At 59.6% G+C, this 11637-nt stretch carries 11 protein-coding genes; 7 read left to right on the top strand and 4 right to left on the bottom strand.

Going from position 1 to position 11637, the window contains the following annotated elements; all coding sequences use genetic code 11:
• Positions 1-181: 181 nt before the first annotated feature.
• Positions 182-664, top strand: coding sequence for a TlpA disulfide reductase family protein (locus J3L12_RS11255; protein WP_208015152.1), 483 nt, complete (start codon positions 182-184; stop codon positions 662-664).
• A gap of 366 nt (positions 665-1030) precedes the next feature.
• On the opposite strand, the gene J3L12_RS11250 is transcribed toward J3L12_RS11255, so the two are convergent.
• Complete coding sequence (locus J3L12_RS11250) at positions 1031-1402, bottom strand: transcriptional repressor (protein ID WP_208015151.1); 372 nt, start codon at positions 1400-1402, stop codon at positions 1031-1033.
• An 83-nt stretch (positions 1403-1485) separates the two neighbouring features.
• On the opposite strand from J3L12_RS11250, the gene J3L12_RS11245 reads away from it, so the two are divergent.
• Both J3L12_RS11245 and J3L12_RS11240 read left to right on the top strand, forming a co-directional pair.
• Positions 1486-2379 carry a metal ABC transporter substrate-binding protein gene (locus J3L12_RS11245; RefSeq protein WP_208015150.1) on the top strand — a complete coding sequence of 298 codons (894 nt, stop codon included), beginning with the start codon at positions 1486-1488 and terminating at the stop codon, positions 2377-2379.
• A 14-nt stretch (positions 2380-2393) separates the two neighbouring features.
• Positions 2394-2888: a hypothetical protein gene (locus tag J3L12_RS11240; RefSeq protein WP_208015149.1), complete on the top strand. Its 495-nt coding sequence runs from the start codon at positions 2394-2396 to the stop codon at positions 2886-2888.
• Here the strand turns inward: J3L12_RS11240 and J3L12_RS11235 are convergent.
• On the bottom strand, positions 2885-3952 hold the full coding sequence (locus tag J3L12_RS11235; protein ID WP_208015148.1) for an N-acetylmuramoyl-L-alanine amidase: 1068 nt from the start codon (positions 3950-3952) through the stop codon (positions 2885-2887). The genes J3L12_RS11240 and J3L12_RS11235 overlap by 4 nt on opposite strands.
• Positions 3953-4043: 91 nt before the next feature.
• Positions 4044-5102, bottom strand: coding sequence for a YibE/F family protein (locus tag J3L12_RS11230; RefSeq protein WP_208015147.1), 1059 nt, complete (start codon positions 5100-5102; stop codon positions 4044-4046).
• Between the two features lie 282 nt (positions 5103-5384).
• Between J3L12_RS11230 and J3L12_RS11225 the strand changes: the two genes are divergently transcribed.
• Entirely contained in the window at positions 5385-5942 is a 558-nt protein-coding gene (locus tag J3L12_RS11225) for a YIP1 family protein (RefSeq protein WP_208015146.1), read from the top strand.
• 55 nt (positions 5943-5997) lie between these two features.
• Here the strand turns inward: J3L12_RS11225 and J3L12_RS11220 are convergent, their stop codons facing one another.
• Positions 5998-8364: a galactose oxidase-like domain-containing protein gene (locus J3L12_RS11220; protein WP_208015145.1), complete on the bottom strand. Its 2367-nt coding sequence runs from the start codon at positions 8362-8364 to the stop codon at positions 5998-6000.
• A gap of 318 nt (positions 8365-8682) precedes the next feature.
• On the opposite strand from J3L12_RS11220, the gene J3L12_RS11215 reads away from it, so the two are divergent.
• From J3L12_RS11215 to J3L12_RS11205, 3 genes are all read left to right on the top strand, one after another.
• Positions 8683-9570, top strand: coding sequence for an NAD(P)-dependent oxidoreductase (locus J3L12_RS11215; RefSeq protein WP_208015144.1), 888 nt, complete (start codon positions 8683-8685; stop codon positions 9568-9570).
• A gap of 376 nt (positions 9571-9946) precedes the next feature.
• The gene (locus tag J3L12_RS11210; protein WP_208015143.1) at positions 9947-10462 is read left to right on the top strand and encodes a hypothetical protein; all 516 of its coding nucleotides are present in this window, start codon (positions 9947-9949) and stop codon (positions 10460-10462) included.
• A 95-nt stretch (positions 10463-10557) separates the two neighbouring features.
• Positions 10558-11613, top strand: coding sequence for a MoxR family ATPase (locus J3L12_RS11205; RefSeq protein ID WP_243455168.1), 1056 nt, complete (start codon positions 10558-10560; stop codon positions 11611-11613).
• Positions 11614-11637 lie beyond the last annotated feature (24 nt).

Raw genomic sequence — 11637 nt, 5'->3', positions numbered from 1 at the left:
TACTTACGAGATGTAATCCTGAGCCTCTTGCACCTCAAAAAGTGGCCGGTGTTGCGCTCGGTTAGAAAGTTCTCGGCTAATCCCTATCCTCTACTCAAGCTAATCCGAGGGTTGTGATAAAAGCCTGGTATGTGGCGTACCTTCCCGAACCAGGGGCAAAAATCCCGTAAGCTAGTTTGCGATGAAAGGCTGGATGTGGGGCCTGCTTCCGCTGGGCTTGCTGGCGGGGTTCTGGCTATTGCAACCTCGAGCCGAGTCCAGCGTGGAGGTACTGCCCTCCTTCACCCTTACGCAAATAGACGGCCAAACCGCCAACCTGACCGATTTCAAAGGCAAACCCATCGTGCTCAATGCCTGGGCGAGCTGGTGCGGGCCCTGCCGCCGCGAGATGCCCCTGCTGGTTGAAGCCGCCAGGGCCAACCCGGAGGTTCACTTCGTGTTCCTGAACATCAGCGATGGCCCCGAGGCGGTGCGGGCCTTCGAGAAGGAGCTGGGGCTCAAGATTCCCAACGTCCTGCTCGACCCCGATGCCAAACTGAGCGACCCCTTGCGTATTCAGGGCTTGCCGGTCACGCTCTTCTACGATGCCGAAGGTACTCTGCTCAACCGGCATATTGGCGAGATCAGTGCCGCAGAACTCGAGGAGTTGCTGAAAGCGTTTTAGCAGAGGGTCTATAGTCTATAGCCTATGGTCAGGGAATGCCCTGGTTCTTGTGTTCTGGCTGCGGTTTCATGCCTTCTTTACTTGAACACCTTGCTACCCAGGGAGGTGGGAGGTAGGGTGTAGACGTTTCTTACCACCCATCCCCAACTTGTGCATCGTAGAAGGTTGGTCACACGCTAAGTGCCTCCCGGCTATGTTTTGGCTACTGCGATGATCGAAAATCACTCGGGTATTGCGTCCGGATCACGATTTTCTGGCACGGTCTAGATTCATCTCTAGACCTTATACAGGCGCAACTTAGAAGTTGGTATCAGGCCCTTGACACGAAGAGTCCATTCAAGCGAGCCTGGTTTTGATCACAAAGGGCTAGTAGCGGCAATCGGTGCAGCGTCCGTACAGGACGATTTCGTGTTTTTCGGTTTTGAAACCCTGGGGCACCATAAACGAGAAATCGCCGGGGCAGCCCTCGAGCTCGAACACCTTGCCGCACCGGGTACAGTGGAAGTGATGGTGGTGTTTTTTGCCGGCCAGCTCGTAGCGGGGCGCTTCGCCGGGTAGTTCGACCGCTACCGCGCTGCCTTCCTCAACCAGACCCTTCAGGGTGCGGTAGACCGTAGCGATGCCGAGGCCGGGTACTTTATGGCGGGCAGCTTCGAGGACCTCGGTGGGCGAGAGCGGGCGGTTGAGCTCGGTCATCACCTCGCGAATGGCCTTCCGCTGACGGGTGGAGCGTTCCATAGCTTTCAGCATAACAAACCTGAGCCTTGACAATATGATAATGAGTTATCAGTATAAGTAATCGGCGAAAGAGGAGGCTGTACATGAAACACATTCTCCCGATGGGATTCTTGTTGATGCTGGGGCTGGGCTCGAGCCTGGCCCAGCCGGTACCGGTAGCGGCGACCACGGGCTTTATTGCCGATATGGTGCGAAATGTGGGCGGCAGCCGGGTCAGTGTGGTGCAGGTCGTACCCAACGGCAGCGACCCGCACAGCTTTGAGCCGCGCCCTTCGGTCATCCAGGCCGTCAGCCGGGCCAGGGTCTTTTTTGCCAATGGACTGGGGCTCGAGCCCTTTTTTGAGAAGCTCGAGGCCCAGCTTCCCCGCAACGCCCGCATCGTCGAGCTGGCTGACGGGATGCCGAATCTGATCGAGTCAGGCAAACACGAAGCCCACTCGGATGAACACGCGCACCATCATGCCGAGTACGACCCCCACCTCTGGCTGGATCCCACCTACGGCATTCGCTACGTGGAGAAAATCCGCGATGCCCTGGCGGCCGTTGACCCTGCCGGGCGCGCTGTCTATGCCCAGAATGCGTCGGGTTACATTGCCCAGATTCGCCAGGCCGATGCAGCGGTAAAGCGCTGCCTGGCCGATGTTCCGCAAGCCCGGCGCAAGCTGGTTTCGCAACACGAGGCCCTGCTTTACTTCAACCGCCACTACCAGCTCAAAAGCATCGGCACCATCGCCGACTTTGCTGGACAGGAACGCGGCCCGGCCAGTCTGGCCCGGCTGGCCCAGGCCATGAAGAAGGAAAATGTGCGGGTGATTTTTGTGGAGCCCCAGTTTTCGCAAGGTCAGGCACGCGCACTGGCCGAGGCCACCGGCGCCCGGATTGCCCGGATCTACTCCGATGCCTTCGACAACACGGTCAGTACCTATCTGAAGCTCATCCAGGCCAACGGGCAGGCCATCTGTCAGGCCTTCAAGTAAAGCCCTGCCCACCCATGCCACATCCAGAGAACCCGATGCTGGTGCAGTTCTGGCTCTGGGGCCAGGACGCTCTGTCAGGCCAGCTTCTGGCCTATGGTTTCCAGAAAAGTCCAAGCCCTACCGGCCGGGGCTCGAGCCTCTACCTCAAAGGCGAGGTAGGGCTTCACTCGACGGCAGCCTGGCAGCCATGGGCCGACGGGGTGCTGCTCTACTACCGGCCTGGCGAGTCTTTTTACTGGCTGGAAAGCGCCGATGGTCTGCCCGAACTACCCGCGCGGCGGAAGCCCTTCGACTTTGCCCTTGGGGTGGAATGCTTCAGACCCTTTGTAAGTGCCTATGAGGGGTGGATTGCAGGCCGGTATGGTCTGAACTATCGTCGGCAACAGCTTGTGAACCTTCCAACGCTGGCCCGCCGCTCGCTGGACAGCTGGGAGCGCTGGGTGCGGCCTGTTGTGGGTGAAGGTAAGGCTTTTCCGGCCCTGCGAGGCCCGCTCGAGCGCCCCCTCTAGCGCTGGGCATTGCCACTGTTCAAGAAAGCCATAATGCCCCCGGCCAGTCCATTGGCAAGCTGCTGGCGGTAGGCGCCGGTGGCCAGCTTTTTGCCTTCAACCGGGTGGTTGACAAAGCCAATCTCCACCAGAATGGCCGGAATACGGGCGTTGCGGATTACGTAGAACGGCGCGGTATGCACACCCCGGCTCACCGCGCCGGTTTCGCGCACCAGCGAGCGCAAGGTTTTGAGCGCCAGCTGCTCGGAAAACTTGAGGTTGGCCTGGGCGATCAGGTCGCGCATGAGGCGCTGGGCCACGCTCTGGGCCTCACGGGTCAGGCGCTGCCCCAGCGCACCGCCACCGTTCTCCAGGATGGCTTTGGATAGGAGCCGTTGGTCAATGGTCTCGCCAAAGTAGTACACCTCAATCCCCTGCGCGGCCCGTTCGGCGGCATTGGCGTGGATAGAAACAAACAGCGTGCGCTTGCTATCGGCCATGGCTGCCCGCAGGCCAAGGTCGGTGGCCTTGTTGGCCGAGAGGTGCCTATCGGCGCTGCGCGTCAGGATAACCCGCACGCCCCTGGCCTCGAGAAGCCTTTTGGTGCGGAGGGCCACTTCCAGCACAGCCTCTTCCTCATGCACAAACCCTACTGCTCCAGGGTCAATGCCGCCATGTCCAGGGTCCAGAACCACCACGGGTGCGGGCGCCCTTGACGTGCTCCGGGGCCGGGCGGTGGTGGTTGGGGTTTTGCTCTTCACCTCCAGCACCAGACGGCGGGGGTTGGCAAGCTCGAGGGTGCGGTAGCTGGCGCCCGCCCGCAGCGTCACCACGTAAGTCGAGCCACCCGGACTGGGGGTGGCTCGATAGCCGACTACCTGCGGCGTGTTGAGTAAGATCCGTAAGGTTCGGGGCGGGGTGCCCTGGAAGCGAATGGAGACCTCGTTGCCTGAGCGGCTCAGGCTAAATTTTGCTTCGTTTGGTATGCCAAATACCAGTCGGGTCAGGCCGTCTTCGGTGCCCACTCGAGGTTGAGCCAGTCCCAGAGAAGCCAAACAGAACACCAGTGCCAGAATGTATCGCATCTAACGCAATTGTAGCGCCACCTAATGAGAATTGTCACGTGGCGCTCGAGGCTACGTTCAGAGTGTAGGGTTCCTTTGAGTCGAATACCCCTTACTGCCCCGGCCACCGACGCTCGATGTAGTCGAGCTTTCGCCCCCGCAGTAGCCAGGCGGCCACCAGGGTGGTTAGCGGAACCGCCAGCACCAGGGCCAGCGAACCTACCAGCATGGTTACAATTTCGGCGGCAAAGGTCTCGTTGTTGATCAGTAGCACGAGCGGAATGTCGCTCTGGCTAATCAGCAGCAGCAAGGGCAGCGTACCTGCCGCGTAGGCCAGAATCAGGGTATTGACCAGACTGCCAATGTGGTCGAAGCCCACCGTCATGCCCCTGTTGTACAGCTCCCGCAGGCTGTAGCGAGGGTTGGCCTGTACCAGTGCCTGGATGACCGCAGCCTGGGTCACGGTCACATCATTGAGTGCCCCCAGCGCCCCCACCACCACCCCTGCCAGGTACAGCGAGACCAGATCGAGGTTGCCCCCTAGCTGGAAACGGGCCAGGAAGGCTTCCTCCGAAGTGAGGCCGGTAAACTGCATCCACTCGGTCAGCAGCACCGAAAGCACCAGGGCTACCAGCGTGGCAAAAGTGGTTCCGATCAGGGCCGCAGTGGTCTTGCGGTTGATGCCGTGCACGAAATAAATCGAGAGCGCCAGAATGCCAAAAGCGCCCACAAAAGTGACCAGGAGGGGGTTATTGCCCGCCGAAATTTGCGGCACCACAAAAAAGGCCAGTACCGCCATGCTGGCGGCGGTTCCCAGCAACCCCCGCAAACCTTTGCCTCGCCCCAGGGCTACCGTCACCAGCACAAACAGTCCGAGCAAGCCCCACAGGTAGGGGATGCGGTAGGGTTCGGCAATGTAAGTCCTGCCATCGGCCTCGTACACCACTACCTGCTGCCCTACCCGAAAGGCCGCCGACTCGGTGGGAAACTCCGCTTCCCTGAGATGCTCGCCAACCCGCACGGTTGCACTCTTATCACCCATCGAGACGATACGAGCAATCGAGTACGCGCCGGGCGAACTGGGGGGAGCTGGGTCTTGCTGGGGTGCGTCCTGCGCCCAGGCCAGGCCCCAAACCACCATGAGAACGAACCAAAAACGCATGGCCCTCATCTTATTGGGCTTTAAGATGAGAGGGTATTAGCCTTGGCCGAGCCAACGCATTATTCTCTCCTTTCCGTCCCCGCTGTGGCAGGTGGCGGCGACACCACCAGATAGCTTGGAACAGGTTTTTGCGAAAGAGACATTTCCGATGGCGGCCTGCTCTCGCCGGGTGAAGGGCTGTAACCAATGCACTGATGCAAATGATAAAAGCCTACGGCAGAGCCTGGAACTTGATTGTTCGATGAGATTCCGTAGTAAACTGCGTTTGTACGAAAAACCCAGGGGGTTGTTATGAACACCACACCGTCCATTACCGATACCGTAATGAATATGGTCAGCCAGAGCATTCAGGTGCTGACCAAACCCAGCGTGGAAACCTTTGAGCAGTACGAAAACAAAGGTACCCTGCGGGAGGCGGTAATCTACGTGCTGATTGCCGCTGTCATCACCGGTATTTTCAATCTGGGCAGCGGCCTGGGGGCTTTTTTGAACGGCATTATTGGCACCATTGTGGGCTTCCTGATTTTTACCTACCTGGTGCACTATGTGGGCAAGACCCAGGGTGGTACCGGGTCGCTCGATAACGTGGCCTACACATTTGCGCTGTTCTGGGCGCCCATCAATGTGATGGTTGCGGTGGTCAGCCTGATTTTGCTCATCACGTTAATCGGCATCTTCTTGATCCCCTTGCTGGCGATTGGGGCGCTGGTCATCAACGTCTATTTTGCCTACCTAGCCGTGCAGTCGAGCATGAACCTGCGCGAAAGCGGCAAAATCTGGATTACCCTGGCGGTGGCTTTTGTCGGCACCCTGATTGCCAGCATGATTATTGCTGGCATCCTGCGATAAACGCATACTCTGAAAGCACCTCCCTGGTCGGGGAGGTGTTTTGCTTTGGGTAAAGCTACTGGATCCGAATGATTTTTGCTACCGAGGGAACGCCCTTATCATCAATCAGGAACAGCATATAGAAGCCAGGCGGGGCGATGTTGCGAGCGCCGCCAGGATTAGGCGAGTTGTACTGTCCGTCGTATGGGGCCCTGACGTTCAGGCTGAGGCCGTTACGGGTAAAGTACAGACTCAAGAAACGCTGGTTCTGGTTGAAGGCGTGGGTGGGCACCCCCAGGGCCAGCAGGGTTACTTTCTCAACCCGGCGGTTGGGGTCGGGGTGGTTCCAAGTTACGGTGAACTGGCTGTTGTAGCTGATGGTGGGGTAGTCATCCGGGCTGCTGGCGGTATTGCCCAGGCCGGTGATGATGGGGCGCGGAGCCAGGCTGCCATCGCTGTTGAACAGGTAGGCGGGGTAGTAGATCTCGTGGTTTTTTTGGTTGATCATCTCGTGCTGGCCGAACCAGCGCCCGTAGTAGCCACCATCCTGCCAGCTTGTTTCAAAATTGCCGTTGCAAAGTCCGCAACCGCCTCCACCCACGGTCAGCACGGTGGCGTCGGGCAGCAGCAGCGAAGCCGAGTGATAGATGCGGGGTTTCTGGGCCCTGGGGCCCAGCACAAACTTGCCGGTGCCGCCATTTTCGGGGCCGGGTGACCAGATTTCGCTTTGATGTACGGCCAGATCAATGTTGAACACCGTGGCGGGGTTGACGGTTTTGGGCCACCATTCCCGCGACTGCTCGGGGGTCATGGGGGTGGGTGGGATGGTACCGGGGTTTTCGCCGCCGTCCTGCTGTCCGCCGTTCACAAAAACCTTGCCATCGGCCAACAAGGTGGCATTGAGGTGGGTGCGGCTGTACTGCATTTCAGGCCCCTGCTTCATTGCAGGAGGGGTGGAAGAACTGTTGCTAAGCTCGAGGTGCAGGCTGGTTTTGCCGTTGCGTTGGTTGTTGAGAGCAAAGATGACCAGCTCACCGTTAGGGTACGTATCGGCGGCATATCCGCCCCCAATCACCAACACCTTGCCGGGTTCGTACATCACCGAGGTGCCGTAGACCCGGTGGGCATCGTAGGGAATGCCGTGGTTGGTAGACTCCCAGATGCCCTTCCACTGGCCCTGTTGCCAGTCCAGCAAGCCTTTTTGCTTACCCGCCCCGGAGAGGAAGGCCAGGCCGTTGGGGGCGATGTGCCACCAGGGGTAGTAGTGCTCAAAGGAATACACATCGGCGGCGGTGGCCTCGAGCATTCGCAAGCTACCACTGTCGGGGCTATAGATCTCAAAGGCATTGTTGAAAGCAGTGCCCCTGGCGTTTTGCGTCTTGATACCGGTAGAAAGACCGGGCGCATTGGCGATGGAACTGAAGGTTTTGCCCAGGGCCAGTCCATCGGGGCAGCGACCAGAGGGGGTGCGGCAAGGGTTGTTGGGGTTGCTGGAGGAGCCCTCCTCAAAGGTGGGGTCGGGTTCGGCGGTGCCGCCAGTGATCATCACCTCGCCGCTCGGCAGCTTGGTGACGGTGGGGTACCAGCGGTCGCGCCACATGTCGGGGGTAGTAGGCCCAGGCCCCAGGTTCCAGGTGTTGGTTTTAGGGTCGAAGAGGTTGGTGCGCAGGCTGCCCCACTCCAGCCCCCGGTTGCCCCCGGCGGTGAAGAACCGGCCATCGGCAAGCACGGTAAAGCCCGCGCAGAAGAGGTCGGTGCCTTTGGGCTGGCCGCTTACAGTTCGACCGTTTTGTTGACTGCCGTTGCCGAAGCTTATGTCCTCGAAGCTGCCGCTGTCGGGGTTCCACAGCACCGCCATGGTACCGTCCTCCTGGGCCGGAGGGTCGTTGCGGCGGTCGCGCTGGTGGACTTCTGTTCGCTCGCGGTAGCGTCCGATGTCGTCGGAGGCATACCAGGCGATTACCTTGCCGTTGGGCAGCAGGGCCACGTAGGTGGCTACTAACGGCCAGTTGGACACCACTGGCCCAAAGCAACCGATGCGAGGTGCGTCGGCAGGGTTGCTTTCGCAGCGGGCCGGTACCGGCACTGGGTTGGATTCAACCCATGCGCTCTGGCCGTTTGCAGTTCGCGTGCGAACGCGGTAAGTAAAGGTTTTGCCTCCACTCACGATCTGGGTATCGTCGTGACTGCTGCTGCTGAGGCCCGCGGCGAGTGGTTGGTAACGCTGGTTGCCCTCTTTGCGTTCGATTTCGAAGCTGGGGTTGGTTAGGCTGTCAGGAGCTTTCCAGGAGAGCTTTACGCGCGTAGGGGAGACTGCATACGCAATCACGTTGCGCGGAGGATCGAGCGTGGCAGGAGGTTGGGGTGTGGGCTGTGGGCATCCAGTAATGAGCATTGTCAACGCCACCCCCAGCCCACCTGCTTTCAGAAAGCGAATCTTCATGCGCGTCTTCCTCCTGGCTCTACTGACCCAGATATGCCCTTAGACGGTATAAATCACCTCGATACTACGGGAAAACCCCTGCTTCTCAAGGCGAGGTTAGCTTTAGGATAGGCGATTTTTGTCCTTTAAGAGGCTATTTTCGTGACTTATGCCGTTATCCCACAAGTCACGTGCTGAACAAGCGGAAAATCGTGTCCGTTATGGACTGAATCGGGTAACGCGGCTGGCCTTAACACGACAAGTAATGAATACCCTAGGCGGGTACTATTGTTTAGCAGCCAGGTCGTAAAGAACTACGGCCAGTTTATGATTAAGACCATGCAAGACACCAACGTCAGGACCGCGTTTATTGGCCTCGGGGCGATGGGGTATCCGATGGCGGGGCACCTCGCTAAAAAATACGAGACCATGGTCTGGAACCGCACCTTTGCCAAAGCCGAAGCCCATGCGAAAGAGTTTGGCTCGAGGGCGGTGGAACTACCCGAGGTAGCCCAGGCCGATATTCTGCTAACCTGCCTGCCCACATCCCTCGAGGTAGATGAACTCGCCCGGCGGCTTCTGCCCTACCTGCGCCCGGGCATGCTGTGGATAGACCACACCTCGGGCGAACCCGAACTGGCTAAAATGACCGCCCAGATGCTTCAGGAGAAAGGGGTTTCGTACCTGGATGCCTGCCTGTCCGGGGGGGTGGCGGGCGCAGTTCAGGGCAGGGCCACCGTCATGGCGGGGGGTTCGGCGGAGGATTTCGCCAGGGCCAGGCCGGTCATGGAAGCTTATGCCGCCAAGATTGTGCACGTGGGGCCGCTGGGGTCGGGCCATGCCGTCAAGGCCGTCAACAACGCCCTGCTGGCGGTTAATCTGTGGGCGCTTAGCGAGGGCATGGTCGCCCTGGTCAAGCAGGGTGTGGATGCAGGGCTGGCCCTGGAGGTAATCAATGCCTCCTCGGGCCGCTCGAATGTGAGCGAGAATTTGTTTGGCCAGCGGGTCATTTCCCGCCAGTTCCCCAACACCTTTGCCCTGGGTTTGCTGGCCAAGGATACGGGTATTTGTGTGAAGGTGCTCGAGGCCGCCGGAACGCCGGCCCCCATGCTTCGGCAGGTACGGGAGTTCTTCGAGATTGCCAAGCGCGAAGTGGGCGCTGCCGAGGTAGACCACACGGCGGTGGCGCAACTGTTGGAGAAGTGGTCGGGGGTGGAGATCAAATAATACCAACGTTAGAGTGCTTTTCACAAAACTCGAGTCATCCGAGATTGGGAATCCTTTGTCCTGGAGAGAGCAGTGGCTGCTGGGGTGCGTAATCTGCGTCTGGGCAAAGAGGCATTCTCGTTTTCGTGCGCGGCCGCGTCTGTGAAGAGCGCTGTACTCGAGCACCTACAGGTCTGCCATATCAACGTCCTACATACTCCTCGTAGATCCTTTGGCTTTGAGCTTTCGGTCTTGGGTGTCGTCTAGGGTGGGGGTTCATAAAAGTTGAGCGTTCAGGTGTTGATGCCGGGCTTTCGCCAACGCAGGATGAGAGCGGGCGACCCCGAAAGGTAGAACATTCTCAGATTGAACCCAGTATTGCATCATAAAGTAAAGCATGGAACAGCTCAGGTTAGGCTCGTTGCTCAAACCTCTTGGGTTGGGCCTGGCTACGATGATTTTGCTGAGCACGGGGTTTGTGGTAGGCCGCCTTTCGGCGCAGCCGCAACAGGGGGAGGCTTTGCAGGCGCAGCGGGGAGCCAGGCTACAAGCGGTTCAGTTTGACCAGCAGCAACAACTCCTGCCCGCACCTGACCCCCGCGAGTTAATTCCGCTTCAGCCCGGGCCGGGTCAGGGCCCAGGGCAAGGGCCGGGCCAGCCCCAACCGGGACAGGGCCAGGGCGAGGAATGCCCCATCCTGATTTATCAGGATGGCCAGTTGTTCCGCTTTGACCTACCCGGACAACCGATGCCAGGGCCTGGAGGCCCTATGCCGGGGCCGGGGATGCCTGGAGGTTCTCCTGAGCTTATTCCGCTCGAGCCGGGTACGCCCTCCTTGCCGAGCCCGCCCTCGTCTCCCCAGCCCGCACCAGCTCCCACACCTCCCGACAGCAATCCTGACCAGACCATTTGAAGGTACAGGCTCATGGCTGGTTCAAGTCCCTGCAAACCTGCGGTGTTTGCCAACGTCGTAAGCAAAAATCAAGTTAGCTACCAGAAGAGGTTCTTATGAGTGAAGCCCCCAAACCCTCCCTCGAGCCCCAAGCCGTGATGGATGCCGCTGCAAAGTTGCGCACCCTTTTATTGGAAGTCAAGAAGGTGATTGTTGGGCAAGATTTGATGCTCGAGCGCATGGTAGTAGCGCTCCTGGCACGGGGCCACATCCTGATTGAGGGGGTACCGGGACTGGCCAAAACCCTGGCCATCAAAACCATGGCCGAGGCGATTGGGGCCAGCTTCAAGCGCATCCAGTTCACCCCCGATCTGGTGCCTGCCGACCTGGTGGGGACGCGCATCTACAACCCCAAAGAAGCAAACTTCGAGGTGGAGCTGGGCCCGATTTTCGCCAACCTGATTCTGGCCGATGAAATTAACCGGGCCCCCGCCAAGATTCAATCTGCCCTGCTGGAGGCCATGCAGGAGCGCCAGGTTACCATTGGCCACGAGACCTTCAAGCTGCCCGACCCCTTCCTGGTGCTGGCCACCCAGAACCCCATCGAGTCGGAGGGCACCTACTTCCTGCCCGAAGCCCAGGTTGACCGTTTCATGTTCAAGGTCTGGCTTGACTACCCCGCCTTCTACGAGGAGATGACCGTGGTAGAACGGGTTTCCAACAAATTCGAGCGGGTCTCGGAGGTGCTCACCGGCGACGACCTGCGCTACCTGCAAGCCATGGCCGACCAGGTACACGTCCACCAGGCCGTGACCGAGTATGCGGTGCGGCTGGCCCGCGCGACCCGCGACCCCGGCGAGGTGGGCCTCTCGAACCTCAAGAAGTACATCAGCTTTGGCGGAAGCCCCCGCGCCAGCGTGAACCTGATTCTGGGGGCCAAGGCCCTGGCGATTGTGCGGGGCCGTGAGTACGCCCTGCCCGAGGACGTGCGCGACCTGGCCCCCGAGGTGTTGCGTCACCGGGTGATCCTTTCCTACGAGGCCCTGGCCGACGAGGTGAAACTGGAGGAACTCGTACAGAAGATTATTGCCGCTACCCCTCTGCCCAAGGTGCACATCGGCGACCCCTACCGCGATACCCGCCCGGCGGTTGCGGAGAATCCTTCGGCCTAGGGCTGCAAGATGAACCAATGGTGG

Source organism: Meiothermus sp. CFH 77666 (assembly GCF_017497985.1).
In the GTDB taxonomy this organism is placed as follows: Bacteria; Deinococcota; Deinococci; order Deinococcales; family Thermaceae; genus Meiothermus.
The sequence above is the reverse complement of the archived record's forward strand: the minus strand, read 5'-3'. Positions and strand labels throughout refer to the sequence as shown.